This window comes from Micromonospora sp. B9E7 (assembly GCF_039871815.1).
Classification (GTDB): Bacteria; Actinomycetota; Actinomycetes; order Mycobacteriales; family Micromonosporaceae; genus Micromonospora.
This window is the reverse complement of record NZ_JBDPLX010000001.1, coordinates 477,850-498,252: the sequence shown is the minus strand read 5'-3', so window position 1 is coordinate 498,252 and position 20,403 is coordinate 477,850. Positions and strand designations below refer to the sequence as shown.

General features: G+C 71.6%; 11 protein-coding genes. 8 read left to right on the top strand and 3 right to left on the bottom strand.

Annotation, left to right across the window (positions count from 1 at the left end):
- Positions 1–92: 92 nt before the first annotated feature.
- From ABGB10_RS02130 to ABGB10_RS02110, 5 genes are all read left to right on the top strand, one after another.
- On the top strand, positions 93–1,799 hold the full coding sequence (locus ABGB10_RS02130) for an ABC transporter ATP-binding protein (RefSeq protein WP_347659106.1): 1,707 nt from the start codon (positions 93–95) through the stop codon (positions 1,797–1,799).
- Positions 1,796–3,637, top strand: a complete 1,842-nt coding sequence (locus tag ABGB10_RS02125; RefSeq protein ID WP_347659105.1) for an ABC transporter ATP-binding protein — start codon at positions 1,796–1,798, stop codon at positions 3,635–3,637. Before ABGB10_RS02130 ends, ABGB10_RS02125 begins: the two co-directional genes overlap by 4 nt.
- A 170-nt stretch (positions 3,638–3,807) precedes the next feature.
- Positions 3,808–4,386, top strand: a complete 579-nt coding sequence (locus ABGB10_RS02120) for a sigma-70 family RNA polymerase sigma factor (protein WP_347659104.1) — start codon at positions 3,808–3,810, stop codon at positions 4,384–4,386.
- 17 nt (positions 4,387–4,403) lie between these two features.
- Complete coding sequence (locus ABGB10_RS02115) at positions 4,404–5,462, top strand: beta-eliminating lyase-related protein (RefSeq protein WP_347659103.1); 1,059 nt, start codon at positions 4,404–4,406, stop codon at positions 5,460–5,462.
- 146 nt (positions 5,463–5,608) lie between these two features.
- Positions 5,609–6,070, top strand: coding sequence for a hypothetical protein (locus ABGB10_RS02110; RefSeq protein ID WP_347659102.1), 462 nt, complete (start codon positions 5,609–5,611; stop codon positions 6,068–6,070).
- Positions 6,071–6,157: 87 nt separating this feature from the next.
- Here the strand turns inward: ABGB10_RS02110 and ABGB10_RS02105 are convergent, their stop codons facing one another.
- Positions 6,158–11,647, bottom strand: a complete 5,490-nt coding sequence (locus ABGB10_RS02105; RefSeq protein WP_347659101.1) for a carboxyl transferase domain-containing protein — start codon at positions 11,645–11,647, stop codon at positions 6,158–6,160.
- 332 nt (positions 11,648–11,979) lie between these two features.
- On the opposite strand from ABGB10_RS02105, the gene ABGB10_RS02100 reads away from it, so the two are divergent.
- Positions 11,980–13,236 (top strand): phosphodiester glycosidase family protein, encoded by a 1,257-nt coding sequence (locus tag ABGB10_RS02100; protein WP_347659100.1) that lies wholly within the window; start codon positions 11,980–11,982, stop codon positions 13,234–13,236.
- Positions 13,237–13,368: 132 nt separating this feature from the next.
- A complete protein-coding gene (locus ABGB10_RS02095) occupies positions 13,369–14,466 on the top strand; it encodes a winged helix DNA-binding domain-containing protein (RefSeq protein WP_347659099.1) in 1,098 nt (365 codons plus the stop codon).
- Between the two features lie 37 nt (positions 14,467–14,503).
- Here ABGB10_RS02095 and ABGB10_RS02090 read toward each other — a convergent pair whose 3' ends face one another.
- Positions 14,504–15,577, bottom strand: coding sequence for a hypothetical protein (locus ABGB10_RS02090; RefSeq protein WP_347659098.1), 1,074 nt, complete (start codon positions 15,575–15,577; stop codon positions 14,504–14,506).
- Positions 15,578–15,812: 235 nt separating this feature from the next.
- On the opposite strand from ABGB10_RS02090, the gene ABGB10_RS02085 reads away from it, so the two are divergent.
- Positions 15,813–17,207 carry a right-handed parallel beta-helix repeat-containing protein gene (locus ABGB10_RS02085; protein WP_347659097.1) on the top strand — a complete coding sequence of 465 codons (1,395 nt, stop codon included), beginning with the start codon at positions 15,813–15,815 and terminating at the stop codon, positions 17,205–17,207.
- Here ABGB10_RS02085 and ABGB10_RS02080 read toward each other — a convergent pair.
- Positions 17,200–20,358 (bottom strand): GH92 family glycosyl hydrolase, encoded by a 3,159-nt coding sequence (locus tag ABGB10_RS02080; protein WP_347659096.1) that lies wholly within the window; start codon positions 20,356–20,358, stop codon positions 17,200–17,202. The two genes, ABGB10_RS02085 and ABGB10_RS02080, sit on opposite strands and share 8 nt — an antisense overlap.
- Positions 20,359–20,403 lie beyond the last annotated feature (45 nt).

Genomic DNA, 20,403 nt, shown 5'->3' with positions numbered 1-20,403 from the left:
CACACTCCGCCCGCTCCGGCTTCCCGAGGGCATGTTAGGTTAGCCTGCCCTCACTAACTGGAGTCCGTCGCCATGCCCCCATCGATCCGAGCATGACGGTCGCCGAGATCAGCGGGAGCGTGGTGCTCCGCCGCGCCCTGCGCCGACAGCGCAGCCGTGTGGTGCTCGGCATCGTGCTGCTCTGCGCCCACCAGGCCACCGAAGCCCTCGTACCGGTCGCCATCGGCGTGATCATCGACCGGGCGGTGGCCACCGGGGACGTCCGCGCGCTGCTGCTCTCCCTCGCCGGCCTCGCCGCCCTGTTCACCGCCCTGGCCTTCGCCTACCGGACCGGCGCGCGGCTGGCCTACGCCGCCGTCGAACACGAGGCGCACACGACCCGCGTCGAGATCGTCCGAAGCGCCCTCGACCCGCGCGGACACCGCTCGGGCCTGCGCGACGGAGAACTGCTGTCCGTCACGGCCTCCGACGCCGAGTTGTCCGCGCTGGTCGTGCGCGTCGCCGGGCTCACCGCCGCGGCGCTCACCGCGATCGTGGTCGCGGCCGTCGCGCTGCTCGTCGTCGACGTCCCCCTCGGGCTCGGGGTGCTTCTCGGCGTACCGCTGCTGGTTTTTGCCCTCCAGCGGATGGCGCCCCTGCTCACCCGGCGCAGCACGTCGCAGCAGGAGGCCCTGGCGGCCACGACCGCGCTCGCCGTCGACCTCGTCACCGGGCTGCGCGTGCTGCGCGGCATCGGCGCCCAGGACCACGCGGCCCGACGGTACGCGGGCGCCAGCCGGCACGCCCTCGACGTGACCCTCCGCGCCGCCACCACCAAGGGCCTGCACCTCGGCCTCACCACCATGGTCAACGGCCTCTTCCTCGCGACGGTCGCCGGCGCCGCGGGCTGGCTCGCGCTCCAGGGTCGGCTCACCATCGGCGAACTCGTCGCCGTCGTCGGATTGGCCCAGTTCATCGCCGAGCCGGTGCAGACGCTCGGATACTGCGTACAACTGTTCGCCATGGCCCGGGCCTCGGCGGCGCGGGTCGCCCGGGTCCTCGGCGCGGCACCGGTCCTCGCGCCGGGTGACGCCGGGCCGCCCGAGCCGAGCCCGACCCGGCTCGCCCTGGACGCGGTCTCGCACGGGGGCCTGGACAACGTCAGCCTGCGCGTCCGCGCCGGTGAGATCCTCGGCGTGCTCGCCTACGACCCGAGCGAGGCCGAGGCACTTGTCGCGCTGCTGGCCGGCCGGGTGCCCCGCGCGGACTACCGGGGGACGTTGTCCGTCGACGGCGTACCCACCGAGGACCTGCACATCGACGCCGTGCGCGCCGTGGTCCTGGTGGAGCAGCATGACGTGGCGCTGTTCGAGGGCACCCTGCGCGCCAACCTCAGCGCCGGTGCCCACGTCGACGACACGGTCCTGCGGGCCGCCGTGCGGGCTGCCGCCGCCGACGACGTGCTCACCGCGCACCCGCACGGATTCGACCGCCGGCTCACCGAACGGGGGGCGAACCTGTCCGGCGGGCAGCGGCAACGGATCGGGCTCGCCCGGGCGCTCGTCGCCGACCCGCCGGTGCTGGTGTTGCACAACCCCACCACGGCGGTCGACGCGGTGACCGAGGCGCTGCTCGCCGAAGGGCTGGCCTCGGCTCGCGCGGCGGCCAGCCGCGGCACGGTGCTGATCACCACCAGCCCGGCCCTGCTGCACATCACACACCGGGTCGCCGTGATCGACCAGGGTCGGGTCGTCGCCGAGGGGCCGCACGAGCGGTTGCTCGCCACCGACACCCGCTACCGGGAGGAGATCCTGCGATGACCGACCCGTCGACCACGAGCGGTGTCGAGCCCCGGCACCTGCTGCCGACGGCCACCGGCCGGCAGACCTGGGCCGCCCTCCGTGCCGAACTGGCCCGCCTGCCACTGCTCAGCGCCGTCGCCGGCACGTTGCTGGTCGCCGCGTCCGCGACCGGGCTCGTCGCCCCCTGGGTGCTCGGTCGCCTCGTCGACGACGTCATCGCCGGAACCGACACACCGCAGGTCGTGGCCTGGGCGGGCGTGATCGCTGGTGCCGCGGTGCTCGCGGGGCTCCTCACCGCGGCCGGAGCCGCGGTCGCCGCACGCCTCGGCGAGACCGTGCTGGCCCGACTCCGCGAGCGGGTCCTCGACCGTGCCCTGCACCTGCCGTCGGCCACCCTGGAACGAGCCGGGACCGGGGACCTGGTGGCCCGGGCGGGCGACGACGTGGCAGTGGTGACGAACGTGATCGCCACCAGCGGCCCCGCCTTCCTCGGCGCGACGCTGTCCGTCGTGTTGACCGCGCTGGGGCTCTTCGCCCTCGACTGGCGACTCGGCCTCGCCGGGCTGGTCGCCGCACCCGCGTACGCGCTGGCGCTGCGCTGGTACCTCAGGCGGTCGGTGCCGTACTACGCCCGCGAGCGGGTGGCGACCGGCGAGCGTACGCAGGCGACGGCCGAGGCGCTGCGCGGCTCGGCGACGGTACGCGCCTACCGGATGGAGGACGCCCACGTCGCGCGGATCGCGGATCGTTCCGGGGTGGCCCGCGACCTGTCGCTGGAGATCTTCGGCCTGTTCACCCGGTTCGGGCTGCGCATCAACAGGTCCGAGTTCGTGGGGCTGGCCGCCGTGCTGCTCGCCGGCTTCCTGCTGGTCCGCGAGGACCTGTCCACCGTCGGTGCGGCGACCACCGCCGCCCTCTACTTCCACCGCCTCTTCAACCCCATCGGCCTGCTGCTGTTCGAGTCGGACTCGGTGCTCCAGGCCGGGGCGAGCCTCGCCCGGCTGGTCGGGGTGACCACACTTCCGGACACCGCGTCCTCCGCCAGCCCACGGGCCGCCCGTCCGGAGCGACCCGAGCCGGCGGCACTGGAGGTGACCGTCGCGCAGCACCGCTACGACGACGGACCGGTCGTGCTACGGGACATCGCCCTCCGTCTCGCACCCGGAGAGCGCGTCGCCCTCGTGGGTGCGAGCGGCGCGGGCAAGAGCACGCTCGCCGGCATCATCGCCGGCATCATCGAGCCCAGCCAGGGTTCGGTGAGCCTGCGCGGCGTGCCGCTGGCCCACCTCGGCGAACACCGCCTCCGGCGCGAGATCGCCCTCGTCAGCCAGGAGGTGCACGTGTTCGCCGGGCCGCTCGCCGAGGACCTGCGCCTGGCCGACCCGGACGCCACCGACGCCGAGTTGACCAGCGCCCTCGACCTCGTCGGTGCCACCCAGTGGTTGCGTACCCTGCCGGATGGTCTGGCGACCGCGGTGGGCGAGGGCGGACGCCAGCTCACCGCGGCGCAGGCCCAGCAACTCGCGCTGGCCCGCCTCGTCCTCGCCGACCCCGCCGTCGCGGTCCTCGACGAGGCCACCGCGGAGGCGGGCAGCGCGGGCGCGCGCGACCTGGACCGGGCCGCCGTGGCGGCCACCGAGGGTCGCACCACGTTGATCGTCGCCCACCGGCTCAGCCAGGCGGCCACCGCGGACCGCATCGTCGTCCTCGACCAGGGGCGCGTCGCCGAGCGCGGTACGCACGCCGAGCTGCTCGCGGCCGGGGGCGGCTACAGCCAGCTGTGGCGCTCGTGGAGCATGCCCGACCTGGTGGTCCCGAGAGAACGCGAGAGCGCCGACCAGCCCGTCCCGAGCTGAGCGGACCCGGTTCCCGTCATCTCGGACATCACCGAGATCAGTCGAACGTGGGAACCTCGGGAACTTTTCCGGCCCGGTCGGCGACCACCAGAGTGCGCGGCCGACCGGCGGCGTCCCGACGACGGCCCGACGGCCGGAAGGAGCGCCCGTGGCACACAGGACGGTGGTCTGTGCGGACCGGCGGCGTTGACGACGCCCAGGTGACCCGGTGGGCGCAGGAGGCGGGCCAGGGCGACCGGCAGGCCGCCACGGCGTTCATCCGGGCCCTTCAGGACCAGGTCTGGCGGTTCCTGTCGCACCTCGCCGGGCCGGGGGAGGCCGACGACCTGACCCAGGAGACGTTCCTGCGGGCATTCCGCAACCTGCCCGGCTTCGCCGGCCGCTCGTCGGCCCGGACGTGGGTGTTCACGATCGCCCGGCGCGTCGCCGTGGACCACGTCCGGACGGCGGTGGCCCGGCCGAGGTTGGCGTCGGTGCCGGACTGGCAGGCGGCCGCCGAGGCCGCCGGTGCGATCACCGCAGGCGCCGACGAGGGCGTGACCCTGCACCAGATGATCGCCGGCCTGACCCGGGAGCGCCGCGAGGCGTTCGTCGCCACCCAGATCCTCGGCCTGTCCTACGCCGAGGCGGCGGACGTCTGCCAGTGCCCCGTCGGCACGATCCGTTCCCGGGTCGCCCGGGCGCGCGAGGATCTCGCCACGGCCTGGCAGGCCGACACCGACCCGAGCCACGGGCGACGAATCGGCTGAGGGTGGATACTGCCGCAATGGATGTGCGGCGTTCCCTGTTCCTGCACTCGGATCTGCGCCGCCGGCCGTACGACATGCTGCGGTCGATGCTGGCCCAGGTCGATCCCGACACGCCACCGCACGGGCCGGACGGACCGGTGGCCGTCCTCGAACGGCGCGTGGCAGCACTGCTCGGCAAGGACGAAGCCCTGTTCTTCCCGTCCGGGACGATGACGCAGCAGGTGGCCCTGCGCATCCACGCCGACCGCCGCGGCCGGCGGGCCTTCGCCGCCCATCCGCAGTGCCACCTGGAGGTCTGGGAGCAGCAGGGGTACGCGGTCGTGCACGGGCTGCGCTTCCAGCCCGTCGGCGACCGCCACCGGCTGATGACCCGGGCCGATCTCACCGCTGTCGCCGAACCGCTCTCGGCGGTGGTTTGGGAGCTGCCGCAACGTGACATCGGGGGTCTGCTGCCGGAGTGGGACGACCTCGTCGCGCAGACCACGGCGATGCGGGAGCGCGGTGCCGCCATCCACCTCGACGGCGCGCGCCTGTGGGAGGCACAGACGTACTACCAGCGGCCGTTCGCCGAGATCGCCGCGCTGTTCGACACCGTGTACGTCTCGTTCTACAAGGGACTTCAGGGCGTCGGCGGTGCCGCGCTCGCCGGGGACGCCGCCCTCGTGACCGAGGCCCGGGTGTGGCGTCGCCGGCTCGGCGGCGACGTCTACGACGGGTGGCCGATGGCGCTCAGCGCACTGCACGGCCTGGACACCCTGCTTCCCCGGCTGCCGGCGCACCGGGAGCACGCCATGTCGATCGCGGCGGCCATCAATGCTGATTGTGTAGCGCGCGCGTTTCCGAACCCGCCACAGACGCCCCTGTTCCACGTTCACCTTCCGGTCGGCCCGGACGCCGCGGCGCGGGCCGCCGACGCCCTGCTCGCCGCCGACGGGGTGGAGCTGTTTGGCCGTGTTCGGTCGGCGTCGGCGCCCGACCGGTGCTCGTTCGAGGTGAGCGTCGGCGAGAACGCCATGACACTCACCCCTGACGAGGTCGTCACGCTCATCCACGAACTGCTGCGGCGAGCCACCTGACGTGGTGACGTTGTCCGGCCCGGCCGTGTCGCCGTCGGCGACACCACGACCCTTGCTCCTGCAGGTTTGACGCGGGGTCGCGGGTTCCAGGGTCCGAGGCGGTAGCGGTACGGGTTCGAACCACGAATCTGGCTAAGATCACGCCGGTGAACACCGAACCGCTCAGCGTCGCCGGCGTGGCTGGCCCGATCGTCGTCGCCACCAAGGCACTCTTTGGCCACCCTGCCGTCACCGTCGGCGGCGTCCCGGCCCCCAGGACGGGCAGACGCTACGCATTGCCGACTGTCGACGGTGGTGTCGTCCAGGCCACGGTACGCAACGTTCTGGCCGATCCTTACCCGACCGTGGAGGTCAACGGTGTGCGGCACCGGACCGGGCCCTCCATGCCGATCTTCCTGCGCATCCTGGTTCTGCTGCCGATCCTGCTGTTCACCGTCGGCGGCATCCTGGGCGCGCTGGTTGGGGCGTTGGGCGTCTGGGCGAACCTGACAGTTGCCCACACCCGGATGACAACCGCCGTCAAGGCGCTCGCCATGGTCGGCGTCGGTATCGGCACGGTCATGATCTGGCTCGCCATCGCCGTCGCGCTGAACGCGGCGTTCAGCTAGACCGCCAAGCACCTCACCCCTCCCGTACGGTCAGCGCCACCGGTCGACGACCGGTGGCGCTGACGTGGTGCGGGTGTACCGGCCGGGCTAACCCAGCCGGGCCTCGATGGCCTCGATGATGCGCGGACGCAGCTCGGCGGCGCGGACGACGGCGTCCACCGACCCGACCTCGACCGCACGGTGGATGTTGTGCACCCGGTCGAACTCCGCAGCGACCTCGCCGAGCTTCTCCGCCCGCACCGACGAGCGCAGCTCGTCGAGCTCCGCGGTCAGCGCGGCGCGCTCGGTGCCGGTGGCAGCCGCGACGCGGGCCTCCAGGTCCCGCACGCGCGGGTCGGCCGCCGTCCGGGCGTTGACGTCGGCGGAGAACACCACCGCTGCGGCGGGTGCGCCACCGAGCACCGAGGCGAACGAGCCCTCCAACGCGAGCACTGTCATGTTCGGGTTCAGCGCCTTCGAGAACACCACGAACGCACCGCCGTGGTAACGCGAGATCACGCAGAACACGATCGGCCCGTCGAAGTTCACGATCGCCCGACCGATCTCGGCCCCGTACTCCAGTTGCAGCTTGCGCATCGACTCCGGTGAGCCGTCGAAGCCCGACAGGTTCGCCAGCACGACGAGAGGCCGGTTGCCGCTGGCCGCGTTGATCGCCCGCGCGGCCTTCTTCGACGAGCGGGGGAACAGCGTGCCCGCCGTGTAGGTGTCCGGGCCGTCGGTGGGCGGGAAGCCGTGCCGTGGCACCGACCGGGACTCGATGCCGAGCAGGCAGACCGGAATGCCACCGAGGTGGATGTCCTGCACGACAGCGGTATCCGCGTCCGCCATGCCCGCCCAACGCTCCAGGACCGGGTGGTCCTGGTCGGAGAGGGCCCGCATCACCGTACGGATGTCGAACGGCTTCTTGCGGTCCGGGTTCGCCTCGACGGAGAAGATCTCCCCGACGGTGGCGAAGGCGCTGCCCGCCACGTCGTGCGGGAAGTCGGAGATGTCGCGGTCGGTGGGGTCGGAGGTGACCGCCCGCCGGGGAGCGTCCTCGCCGGGAGCGACGTACGCGTGGTCGTAGTGCGCCATCACCACGTCCCGGGCGGCCGTGAGGTTCGGCGCCCAGTACTGCGCCTGCCCGTTCGGGCCCATCACCCGGTCGTAGCCACCGATGCCGAAGTTGTCCTCGGCGGACACACCACCGGAGAAGTCGAGCGACTGCTTGCCGGTGAGCACCATCGCCGAGTCCGGGGTCATCACCAGGATGCCCTTGGTGTGCATCAGCATCGTCGCCTCGGCGTTCCAGTACGGCTGCGCGCCCACGTTGATGCCGGCCACCACGATGTTGATCTCACCGCCGGCCTGGGTGAACTCGACGATCCGCTTGAGCGCCGCGGCCACCCAGTCCATGTTCTCGGTGCCCGAGGTCATCGAGATCCGAGCGCCGGCGGACAGCGCCCACCACTCCAGCGGCACCTGCATCCGCTCGGCCAGGTCCAGGGCGGCGATCACGCGCCGGCACTCCGGTTCCGACAGGGCGCCCAGCGACTTCGTCGGGTCGCCGAGCAGCACCACCCGGGTGACACCCTGCGGGTGCCGTTCGGTCGGCGTCGTGACCACCCCGGCGACGATCGCGGCGCTGTTGCGCCCCTTCGGCCGGTCCACCGGCACCAGCACGTGGTCGTCGTCGAGGTCGTACTCGACGAAGCCACCGAGCCGCCCGGTCAGCTCGTACGGGTACACGGTGTTGCGGCTGCTCGCGCGCAGCACCTTGAGCCGGTACTCGTCGAGCGGTTCGATCGGCTCGACCGGGGGTTCACCGACGGCCAGCTCCGCCCCGCCCGCCGCGTCGAACGAGATCCGTACGGCGATCTTGGTCAGTTCGCCGGTCCGGCGGTCGCGCTGGCGGGCGATGAACAGGATCTCCTCCAGCCCGGCGCCCGCGGTCGTCGGGCGCACGCGCCCGGCGATCATCTCCATCTCCTCGCGGGTGAGCTCGCTCGGCGGCCACACGTAGACCACGATGCGGTTGGTGTTGAAGCGCGTCTTCGACGGCCGCAGCGACTGGGCGCGGCGGATCGAGTCGAGACAGGCGGCGATGGCGTCCTCGGTGGTCGGCAGCGCGACCAGACGGCCGTCCTGCTCGCGCAGCTCGGTCAGGTCACGCACCTGCGCGAACGCGACGAGACGCTCGTCGGCCCGGTTCTCCCGCGCCACGCACTGGAAGAGGTAGACCTCCTCGTCCGACGACGGCAGGCGGGTCAGGTCGAACTTGTGCAGCCGCTCCAACTGCATCCGCTGCGCGATGTACGGGTGCAGGCCGCGGATCAGCCGGTCCTCGGTCATCTGATCGCCCGACGGGCGGAAGGTGAAGTGGTGGTGCATGACCGCTCCGCCACGACCCGCGACGGTGGTGGTGACCCGGCGGACCTGGGGCGGCAGCGGGTGCGCGGCGACGACCTCGGCCATCGCGGCAGCCATCGCGTCGAAGTCCTCCGGCTGGTTCTCCCAGCCGAGGTAGATGTCGGCATCGACGGAGTCCTCGCCGCTGGCCAGCTCGGCCAGGCCGCGCAGTGCGCTGCCCAGCGCGTCGAAACTCACGGCGGCGGAGACGACGCTGGAGTCGGCGCGTTCGGCGACCACGAACGTGCAGCCCGCGACCTCGTGCGCGCGCACCCTGGTGAGCGCCTTGTTGCCGTAGTACCGCCGGGTCAGCACCTCCAGCATCACCGCGTTGTCGAGGTGGTCGCGGACCAGCCGCTGCCCGAGCAGTCGGACCAGTGGCTCGGTGCTGCGTACCATCTCGGCGATGCGCTCGGCGCGGTCCGCCGCGTCCGGCTGCGCGTCCAGGTGCCGCAGGTGCCCACGGACCTCGGCGTAGACCCGGGCCCGGTTGCGCCGCAGCAGCGGCTGGGCGAACCAGGCGAACACCACGCCACGGGCGAGGTCGGCGACCACGGGGAAGCGCACCTGCGTCGCGGCGATCAGCCGTTCCAGCGCCAGGCCGGCGGGCTCGCGCAACGACTCGTCCGGCGGGGTCTCCCGCAGCCAGGCGCGCAGCAGGGTCGCGACGACCGTGGCGTCGGCGGACGCCCGCTGTTGGGCGAGGAAGATCCGGAACACGGCCGCTTCGAGGGCGGGGGAGCGCTCCAGATCGGTGACACCGTACCGGCCGAGTGCCTTGGCGAGCCTGGTCTGGAAGGCGTCCGGCAGCCCGGCCCGCTCGACGTCGAGGCTCTGCAGGTACGTGTGGAAGTACTCCCGGGCGCTGTGCACGTGGGCACCGCCGCCGTCCTCACCGGTCGGCCGGTTGCGGCTCAGTTCGGCGAGATCGGCGAACACCTCGATGAGGTCGAGCTCGGCTGCCAGTGGCCGCGGACCGGCTGCCGCGCCCCCTGGCCGCTGACCTGCTTCGGTGGCCTGCCGCCGCGCGGTGAGGTAGCCGTCGAGCACCCGACGGTCGTCGTGCGGGTCGACGTCGAAGCCGAGCAGCAGCCCGCGCAGGTCCTCCTGACCGCGCCGGCTGCGCTCGTCCGCCGGAACGTCCTCGGCGGCGGTCGGCAGGTCCAGCTCGACGGTCTCGGCGGTCGGGTCGTCCGCGGCCTCCTCGGCGTCGTCCGCCAGTGGCTCCAGGCGCAGCAGTGGCGCACCCGCCTCCACCTGGCTGCCCACCGAGACGGCGCACTCCTTGAGCCGGGCCTTGAACGGCGCCCGCAGCACCGTCTCCATCTTCATCGCTTCCAGTACCAGTACCGGTGCGCCCGCCTCGACCTCGGCGCCGACCTCCAACGGCGTGGCGACGACGAGCGCCGGCATCGGGGAGCGCAGGACGCCACCCTCGTCGCGGCTGACCCGGTGCGTCACACCGTCCACCTCGACCAGGTGGGTCGGGCCGTACGTGCCGGTGAGCAGGCGGTACCGGATGCCGTTGACGACGATCTGGCCGGTGTGCCGGTCGAACCGGTCGAGTTCGACGTCGGCGGTGCGGACGACGGCGCCCGCCTCGATACCGACGCGGAACCGGTGTGGCCCGACCCGGGCCACACGGGTGCGGTAGCCGACGCCGCGCAGCTTGAGATCGAGCGGTCGGCCACTGGAGTGCTGCACCTGCGGGCGTCCGCCGGCCGCCGTCGACAGCAGCCGCTGCCGCTCGACGCGCTCGTCCTCCTCGTACGCCTCGATGGCGGCGGCGGCAAGCGCGACCGCGCTGTGGCGGTGCGTGACGAGCCGGCCCTCGCCGCGAACGCGGTCGATCCAGCCGGTGTCCGCGCTGGCGTCGATGACCTCGGGCTGGTCGAGCAGGTCGAGCACGAAGCTCTTGTTCGTCGCGCCGCCCTCGATGATCACCGTGGTGTTCGCCATGGCCCGACGCAGCTTGCCGAGCGCCTCGTCGCGATCGCGGCCGTACGCGATGATCTTCGCGATCATCGAGTCGAAGTCGGCGGGGATGGTGTCGCCCTCGCTGACGCCGGTGTCCACCCGGATGCCGGGGCCGCTGGGCAGGTCGAGCCGCGCGATCCGCCCCGGCGACGGCGCGAAGTCACGGTCGGGGTCCTCGGCGTTCAGTCGGGCCTCGATGGCGTGGCCGCGCTCCACCGGCGGCTCGCCCTCGAGCCGTCCGCCCGAGGCGACGTGCAGCTGCGCCTTGACCAGGTCGAACCCGGTGGTCAGCTCGGTGATCGGGTGCTCGACCTGGAGGCGGGTGTTGACCTCCAGGAACGCGAACAGCCGGTCGCCGGGGTGGTACAGGAACTCCACGGTCGCCGCGCCGCGGTAGCCGACCGCCACGGCCAGCCGCTCGGCCGACGTCTTGAGCTCGGCGGCCTGCGCCGCGTCGAGCACCGGCGACGCCGACTCCTCGATGACCTTCTGGTTGCGGCGCTGCACCGAGCAGTCGCGGACGCCGAGCGCCCAGGCGGTGCCCTGCCCGTCGGCGATCACCTGGACCTCGACGTGCCGGGCCCCGGTGACCAGGCGTTCCAGGAACACGATGCCGCTGCCGAACGCCCGTGCCGCCTCCTGGCTGGTCCGCTCGTAGGCGTCGTCCAGCTCGGCTTCGTTCCGGATCACGCGGATGCCGCGCCCGCCGCCGCCGGCGGTCGCCTTGAGCATCAGCGGGTAGCCGATCTCGGCCGCTGCCGTCCGGGCGGCGGCCAGGGTCTCGACCGCGCCCCGGCTCCATGGCGCGACCGGAACGCCGACCTCCTCGGCGATCAGCTTGGAGCCGATCTTGTCACCGAGCTGGCGCATGGCGTCCGCGCTCGGCCCGACGAACGTGACGCCGATCTTCTCGCACAGTTCCGCGAACGCCGGATCCTCGGCGACGAAGCCCCAGCCGACCCAGGCGGCGTCGGCGCCGGTCTCGGTCAGGGCGCGTTCCAGCACCTGGTGGTTGAGGTACGGGCGGGCGGACGCCGGGCCGAGATCGTAGGCGATGTCCGCTTCGCGGACGAATGTGGCGGTGCGGTCGACGTCGGTGTAGAGCGCGACGGTTTCGAGCGGGATGCCGGTCTCCGCGGCCAACTCGCGGACCGCGTGGATGAGCCGCATGGCGGCTTCACCACGGTTGACGATGGCGACACGGTTGAACACCCGATTGACCCCTTAGCTAGACCTTGAACTGGGTGCCGCGGAACGACGGCTCCCAGCAGTGATCACCTTTCCGGCTGGCGGCGGCCAGCGCTATGGCGCAACCACTGAACCAACAGTCGCTCAGTTGTAGGAAGTCCACAAAACTTTTTGGCACCCCCGCGCCGGCTCCGGCAGTTGATCAAGACGGCCCGGGCGGTTCACGTCGACCGCCTTCCGTGTTCACCCCCGCCTGGTCGGCTGGTCAGGAAGATCATCGCCGGGCCCGGCCGGACCGCCAGCCGGTTCGACCACCCCCGGCGCAGGCCAGGAATCGCATCACGAAAGGAGCGGCAATGAGGTCATCCAACCTCGTACGCCCGAGTCTGGCGCTGCTGCTCGCCGCGGGGCTGAGCACGCTCGTGGCGCCGGTCGGCGCAGCCCACGCCGCGACCGCCACGGTAACCGAGGCGGGCACCCCGATCACCTTCACCGCCACCGAGCAGCTCGCGCCGGGCGTCACGTACGGTTCGTTCCAGGTGGCCACACCTCGCGGCGTCACCGTCGGCTACCTGCTCACGGCGGACCTGCAGAAGAACAAGGTCTCCCTGGACCTGCTGCACCCCGACGCGGTCGCGCAGCGCAAGGTCGTCTCGGCCATGACGAACGACCAGGGTGCCGTGGCCGGCGTGAACGGCGACTTCTTCAACAACAGCGAGACCCACGCCGGCGTCACCCCGACCTACTCCTCCTCGGGTCCGGAGATCGCCGACGGCGAGGAGTTGAAGTTCGCGGTGCCCAACGCGCAGCGCTTCGGCCCCGGCCTCGCCCCCGGCACCTCGACCCGGGACGTGTTCGGCGTGGGCGTGAACGGCAAGGCCCGCGTCGACACGCTGAGCCTGGACGGCGAGGTCCGCAGCAGGAAGGGCACGATCGCCCTCAGCGGCCTCAACCAGTACGCGCTCCCGGTCGACGGCGTCGGCCTGTTCACCTCCGACTGGGGTGCCGCCTCGCGGGTCCGGTCGACCTGTGGCTCCGACACGAGCCGCAGTGACCCGTGCAGCACCCACACCTACGAGGTGACCGTGCGCGACGGTGTGGTGACCGCAGTGGGGCAGGCGCCCGGTGCGGGCGCGATCCCCGTCGACACCCAGGTACTGGTCGGCCGGGATCGCGGCGCGGACGCGCTCGACGACCTCGCCGTCGGCGACCGGGTTCAGGTGCGCGAGAAGCTCGACTCCGCCGACAAGCCGAAGCTGACGTTCGCGGTCGGTGGAGCGCCGATCCTGCGCGACGGCACGCCGCTGGTCGGCCTCGACACCAAGACCGCCGCGGTACGCAGCTCGGCCGGGGTCAGCCCGGACGGCAGGACCGTCTACCTGGTCGCCCTCGCCGGCCGCGCCCCGGCCAGCGCCGGCTTCACGATCGCCGAACTGGCCGACCTGATGCGCTCGCTCGGCGCGCACGACGCCGTGAACCTGGACGGCGGCGGATCGAGCACGGTCGCCGTCCGCGAGCCGGGCCAGGCCGAGGCCACCGCCCGCAACAACCCGTCCGACGGTACGGAGCGTGCGGTCGCCAACGGCATCGGGATCTTCGTGGGCCGGCACTGAACTGTCGATCCGCACGGAATCGCCCCGCCCGGTGCTCACCGGCGGGGCGAACCCGTATCCGGCACCTGTCGTTCTCGACCACGACCCGGCCGCCTCGACGGAAACTGTCAGCCCGGGACGGAGAATGAGAACGTGACCGTTCTCGACTCGCGGGCGCTCAACCGCGCGACGCTCGCCCGGCAGTTGCTGCTCTCTCGCGCCGAGATGCCGGTCCCCGACGCCGTCGCGCACCTCGGCGGTCTGCAGGCGCAGGAGCCGCAGGAACCGTTCGTCGGGCTCTGGTCGCGGCTGCGTGCCTTCGACCCGGCGGTGCTCTCGCACCTGCTGACCCAGCGACACGTGGTGCGCACCCACCTGATGCGTCGCACCGTCCACCTGCTCGTCGCCGACGACGCCGTGGCCTGGCGGTCCCGCCACGACGCCATGCTGCGCCAACGGGTGCTCGGGGTCTACCGCGCCGAGCTGAACGGCGTCGACCTCGACGACCTCGCCGCGGCAGCCCAGGAGGTGCTGGCCGACGGTGAGCCGCGCTCGATGCCGGAGATCGGGCGGGCACTCGCCGAACGCTGGCCGGCGTCGGGGCCACGGGCGTTGGGCGAGATGGCCGTCGCACTCCTCCCGTTGATCCAACTGCCGCCGCGCGGCGTGTGGCGCGCGAAGGGGGGCGTGCGACATGTCCCGCTCTCCGCGTGGGTGGGCCGGAAGGTCGATCCGCCGACCCCGGATGGCTCCGACCCGGTCGGGCAGGTGCTCGTCCGCCGCTATCTGGCCGCGTTCGGGCCGGCCGCCACCGCCGACCTGCGCGCCTGGTGCGGCCTCACCGGTCTGCCCGCCACGGTGGCCGAGATGCGCGACGAGTTGGTGACCTTTCGCGACGAGCGCGGCCGGAAACTGATCGACCTGCCCGACGCGCCGCGTCCCGACCCGGAGACACCCGCCCCGGTACGGTTCCTGCCGGCGTTCGACAACGCGATCCTCGGCTACGACGACCGCAGCCGGATCATCGACGACGCGCACCGTCTCCTCTCGGTGGCCGGCGAACGCGTGGTGCTCGTCGACGGCCGGGTCGCCGCGACCTGGGCCGTCGAGTCGGGCACCGTGACCGTCGACCCACTGACCAACCTCAGCCGAGCCGACCGCAGCGCGGTGGCGGAGCAGGGGCACGCCCTGGCGTTGTTCCTCTCCGACAACGAGAGCGACCGCGTGCGGGTGGCCCCGTCTCCCCGGTGACGGGTCTTCCGGACCTGTCACCGGGGAGCGGCAGGCGTCAGTCGATGGTCGGCGGTGCCGTCCTCGCCGCCTCGGCGAGCGCCGCCGCCGCCGTGGCGTACGGGTTGTAGCTGTAGTTGCGTGCCAGGCCCGCCGGCACCGTGAAGTACTCGGCCGACAGTTTCGCCGGGTCGCTGGCGATCTCCCCGCGTGCAGGGGCGTCGTTGCCGTCGTCCCAGCCCCAGGGCGCGTTCGCCGAGTTGGTCGAACAACTCCAGGTGCCGACGCCGCAGTCGCCGGACGTGTCACCGGCGAACGTGCCGAGGCTGGCGAACAGGCTCGGGTTGGACCGCTGCGCCCACAGCCCGCCGGCGGCGAAGATGTCGATGAGCTGATACCGGACGTCCCGGTCGTTGCCACTGCTCGGCGTCTCGGCGACTGTCGACGGGTAGTAGACCAGGCCGTCGCCGTTGATGGCGTACTGCGGGTAGGCCTTCAGGCCGTGGCCCTGCGCCTCCTGTGCCGTCACCGGGTGCTGGAACGTGTCGTGCGGTGACGCCTGGAACTGAAGTGTGCCGTCGATGTTCTCCCGGCCACCGGTCCAGGTGCTGCCGGCCGGCGTGTACGAGAAGAAGTCGCTGTGCGCGACGGTGACGGCCGAGCGGAGGACGCCGTACGTGGAGCCGTCGCGCTCGATGGCGAACAGGGCGCCCTCACCGTCGTTCTCGTGCTCGGTCTCGAAGAACGGGTGGTCCGTCCAGTCGCGAGGGTGGAAGAAGAAGTACGTGATGTACCAGTGGGTGCTCGTCTCCACGACCGAGTAGTAGGCGTGGGCAGCGAGTGAGGTGCCTGACTGGCCGACCCGGTCCCAGTTGTTTCGGCCGTTGAGGTCACCGTCGAAGTCGACCTTGCTGATGTAGTCCGACTGGCCACTCAGCGTGTGGCTCCCGGTGGCATCGACGTCCTGGTAGTGGATGGGTGCCCAGCGGAGGGCGAGTTCGGCCCGGCTGACGGCGGCTCCGGCCGGCGTTGGCGCGGAGAGAAGGGGGGCGGCCAGCACTGCGGCGGCGGCTGCCGCGATCAGCGCCCTCGCTGCCCGGGATCGCCAGGCCGTGCTGCTTCTGTCGAGCATGGTGTGCTCCCACGTCCGAAGTGATAGACAATGATGGATCATTGTCGGCGCGGGCGCCCGGCGCGTGTCCGTCCGGCGAAGAGCAGGCGGACGATGTCCGACCGGCCTGCGCACGGCCTCTCCTCCCGGGCGGGACCCCCCCCGAAACGCGTGCCCCCACCGGTCGAGACAAGACGGATAGGGTGCGCGCGATGGTGATTGGGCACGTTTCACGGGAGGCGATCACATGACATCGATGGGACGACGTACGGCTCTGCGCGCCGGCCTGGCGGCCACGGCCCTCGCGGGCGGGGCCGCTCTGGTGGCCAAGCCGGCCGAGGCGGCGATACCCGCCACGGACGACGGGTGGATCTCCGTTCTCGCGCATGGCGCGGTTGGCGACGGGGTCACCGACGACACCGCGGCGATCCAGGCGGCGTTCGACGCCGCCCGGGCGGCCACGCCGAACAAGGGCGTGTTGTTTCCGGCGGGCCGGACGTACCGCGTCAGCAACCAGGTGCGGCTCTCCGGGCTGACCGACACCGCGCTGCGGGGCCACGGGGCCACCCTGACGCTGGTCGACGCCCCGCCGATAACCGAGAAGGAGTCGGTCCTCGGCGTGCTCCAGATCCAGGACTGCCACCGGCTGAAGGTGCTCGGGCTCAACCTCGTCGACAACGCCGCCACGTACTGGTACAGCGGTCTGGTCATCACCGCGTCGACCGGTGTCGTGGTCGACGGGGTCGTGTCCCGAGGGTTCCGGCACACCGGCATCAGCGTGTGGGACAACACCCCCGGCACGTCCAATGACATCCTCATCACGAACTGCACCACCGAGGATGTCCGGCTCGGCATCTCCAGCAACGGTCACGACGTGCGGATCACCAACAACCACGTGGCGATGGACTGGCTGTCGTCGCAGGAAGCCAAGGACTGGGGCGGCGTCTGGCGCGCGGCGTCCAAGTACTACGACGGCATCAATGTGTGGCGGGGCGCCGACCGTACCGTCATCTCCGGCAACACCATCACCGAGTGTGGCCAGGCCGGCGTCTACGTGCAGCAGGTGACGAACCTGGTGGTCGCCGACAACACCGTGATCGGCTGCCAGAATCCGGGCATCGAGATCGACGGCAGCGCGCTCGGCGGGAACATTCCTCGGTCGGGCCAGGCGGTCGGCGTGTCCATCACCGGCAATTCGGTGACCAACTGCAAGGGCCAGATCAACGTCCTGTCCACCAGCGACGTCACCGTCGTCGGCAACAAGGTGGCGAACCTGAACGCGAGCCGGGGCGTGAGCTGCGTCGCCATCCACCAGGGCGCCACCAAGGTCGTCGTGGTGGGCAACCATGTGCGTCAGACGCATCCGTCGTTCCCGGCGGTCTTCGTGGACACCGCGTCGACCGACGTCACGCTGGCGTGGAATGCCGTGGAGGCGGCTGTCCCCTACCAGGCCCCCGCCGACACGGTCGTCATCCGTCGCAGCGGCGCGGGCCAGATCCGCACCGAAGGCAAGCTCATCGCCGTCGGCGGGATCGGGGTCGGCAACAGCGCCGCGGCCAGCACGCCGGGCTCGGTGGTCCGCAAGATCGAAGTGTTCTCCTCCACGGGGCAGAGCCTGGGCTGGGTTCCGGTCTACAACTCGATCACCTGAGCCCGTAGACCTCCAGCTCGTAGACGCGCGCCGAAGCGTCGGTGTTCTGGGCGGGCACCAGGACATCGAGCCGGACGTACCGGCCGCTGACCGCGATGCTGTGCCGGGTCACGCTCGCCGTGTTGCCGCGCACCTGGGCGACAGTCGTCCAGGTGTCGCCGTCGTCCGACACCCGCAGGTCGTAGTCGCGGGTGTTCCAGGCCGGCGTCTCGGTACCGGCGCCGGCGTGCCGCACGGTGATCTCGGTCAGCGCGCGGGCGGCGCCCAGGTCCACACTCAGCCACTTGTCCGGGCCGGACGCGCACCACTTGTCCGTCACACCGCCGTCGACCGTGCCGTTGACCGCCTTCTCCGGACCTTCGTCGGCGGCGCAGGAGGGGGCGGCCCGGACGGCGCCACCGCGCGCCAGGTTCGTCGGGCCGCCGCCCGTTCCGTACACCTCGAATTCGGGGATGCGGGCGGCGGCGCCCCCGACGCCGTTGGCCTCGGTGATGGTGAGTCGCACGTGCCGCGCCGGTGTGGCGGCGACCGGGTAGTAGCTGCGACTCGCCCGCAGTCGGAAGATCGGGTTGACCTTCGTGGACCAGGTGGTCCCGTCGGTCGAGGTCGAGATGGTGTACTTCTGGGTGTTCAGGTCCGTCGACTCGCCGCTCAGGCCGGCGTTCTTCAACACGAACCCGGTGACGTCCTGCGTCGCGCCGAGGTCCACCTGGAGCACCTTGGGATCGGTCGCGAGCGTGCACCACTTGGTGCCCAGGTCGCCGTCGAACGCCATGGCCGGGGCCTCGTCAGCCGCACAGGGTGTTGATCCGGTCGCGAGGCGGCCGGCGGCGAGGTTCGGGCCGAGGTCGGGCGCGGGCGGCGGGCTGAACCCGTCGTCGAGCGACGGCGGCGCGTCGTCGGGGTCCGTCCCCCAGTTCGACGGGCTCGCGCCCATCGTGTAGCTCAGCGTCGCTCCGGCGCCGATGTCCGCGTACCGCAGCCACGGCCGCGAGGTCCCGGTCCCGTCGACGGACAACCCCTGCACGTACGGGTTGTCCTTGCCGGCGTTCGTGGCATCGATCCGGATGTCGCCGGTGGGCCGGTCGATCAGAATCGAGGGGAACAACGGGCCGTGCAGGGCCAGCGTGTCGCTGCCCGGCGTCGTCGGGTACATGCCAAGCGCCGCCCACACGAACCACGACGACGTGGCACCGAGGTCGTCGTTGCCGGGCAGACCGCCAGCGCCGGTGGTGAACGACTCGGTCACCACCCGCCGCACCACGGCGCTGGTCTTGGCGGGTACGCCGGCGAAGTGGTAGATCCACGGCACGCCGTGCTCCGGTTCGTTGCCGATGTAGAAGTACGGCCTGCCCAGGCCGCCGTTGAGCTGCGTGAAATGGTGGTCGAGTCGTTGCACGGCGGTCTGCCGGCCGCCCATCAGCTCGATCAGCGCGCGGTAGTTGTGCGGGACCATCCACGTGTACTGGGTCGCGTTGCCCTCCGCGTATCCCGTCTGGCTGACCGGGTTGAGCGGCGCTGGCCAGGAGCCATCCTCGTTGCGGTCCTGGAGGTAGCCGGATCCCGCGTAGAAGAGGTTGCGCCACCACTGTGACCGCCGGATGTACGCGTTGTACCTCGCGGTGTCGCCCAGCGCGCGGGCGAACTGCGCGACGGCGAAGTCGGACGCCGAATACTCCAGCGAGTCGGCGGCGTTCTCGTGGACGTACTGCCGCGCGACGTAGCCGTCCTGCCGGGCGCGCAGCGGAATGCCCTGCATGGTGCCGCCGTACGAACTGCGGTCCATGAGGGTCAGCGCCGCCCCGGTGTCGAAGTTCCGGGCACCGAACGCGTACATGCTGGACACGACGATCGGACCCGGATCGCCCATCATCACGGCGTGCTCGTTGTTGTTCTGCGACCACTTGGGCAGCAGGCCGCCGTGCTGGCCGGCGAGCACCATCGACTTGGCCATGTCGCTCGCCTCGACGGGCGCGACCAGCGCGATCAGCGCGGCCCACGAGCGGTAGATGTCCCAGCCGGAGAAGTTCTGGTACACGGGATGACTCGCACTGTGTATCTGATTGTCGAAGCCGCGATACTTCCCGTCGACGTCGCTGGCCAGGTTGGGGTTGACCAGCACGTGATAGAGCGCCGTATAGAACTTCTGCAGGTCGACCGCGGTCCCGCCCGCCACCTGGACCCGGTTGAGGATGGCGTTCCACTCGCTGTCGGCGTTCGCGCGCACCGTGTCGAACGCGAAGCCGGGATGCTCCGCCGCGAGGTTGGCCTGTGCCCCGGCCAGGCTGACGAACGAGATCCCGATCTTCACCTGGACGACCCGGCTCGTGGTGGCGTCGAAGGTGAGGTAGCCGCCGGAGCGGACACCGCTGGTCTGGGTCGAACCCGGCGAGACCGTGTTCTCGAGCCAGGTGCCGGAGGCCGTCGGGGTGCGGTCGAACTCCATCCAGTAGAAGATCTGGTACGTCTTCGTGGAGTGGCAGAAACCGCCACCGGTGAACGTGCCGGTCACCGTGCGACCCTTGATGTCCACCGAGCCGCTGCGTTGACCAGTCGCGTTGCGACTCGTGTTCAACAGGACCTGCGCGGTTCTCTCCGACGACGGATACGTCAGTCGCATCGCCGCGGTCCGGTGGGTGGACGAGAGTTCGACCTGGGTCGCGCCGTAGTTGTCCAGGACGGTCCGGTAGTACCCCGGTGCCGCCACCTCATTGGCCTTGCTGTACTTCCCGGCGTACGACGTCCACGTCGTGCCGGGCGAGGTTGTCACGTTTCCGGTGATCGGCAGGATGCCGATGTCCTCGTTGTTGGCGCAACCGGCACCGTTGAAGTGGGTGAGGCTGAACTCCTCGACGGTGGTGTCGGTGTCGCGGTAGCCGGACGGCGAGGCGAGGGGCGTGTCCGGGCTGAACTGCACCATCCCGAACGGCAGCACCGGCCCCGGCACCGTGCTGCCACCGGCGCCACCGGGCACGGGCTCCGGCGCGTTGCTCATACCGGTGCCGATGAACGGGTTGACGTGCTGAGTGAGCGGCATCGCCGCCGCCTGTGCCGGACCGGCGCTGTGAGCCGGCGCTGGCGTGCCGATCAGGAAGGCGGCGAGGAGCATGCCGACGGCGATTCCGGCGGTTGTCGGCTGCTGTATGCGCACGGGGCAACCCTCTGACTCGGTTGGGCTAGCGGGACGACGCATTAC

Bases quoted from the DNA above. Each gene is read 5' to 3' on its own strand.
- ABGB10_RS02130 (WP_347659106.1), top strand. From the start codon at position 93: ATGACGGTCGCCGAGATCAGCGGGAGCGTGGTGCTCCGCCGCGCCCTG.
- ABGB10_RS02125 (WP_347659105.1), top strand. From the start codon at position 1,796: ATGACCGACCCGTCGACCACGAGCGGTGTCGAGCCCCGGCACCTGCTG.
- ABGB10_RS02115 (WP_347659103.1), top strand. From the start codon at position 4,404: ATGGATGTGCGGCGTTCCCTGTTCCTGCACTCGGATCTGCGCCGCCGG.
- ABGB10_RS02100 (WP_347659100.1), top strand. From the start codon at position 11,980: ATGAGGTCATCCAACCTCGTACGCCCGAGTCTGGCGCTGCTGCTCGCC.
- ABGB10_RS02090 (WP_347659098.1), bottom strand. From the start codon at position 15,577: ATGCTCGACAGAAGCAGCACGGCCTGGCGATCCCGGGCAGCGAGGGCG.
- ABGB10_RS02085 (WP_347659097.1), top strand. From the start codon at position 15,813: ATGGGACGACGTACGGCTCTGCGCGCCGGCCTGGCGGCCACGGCCCTC.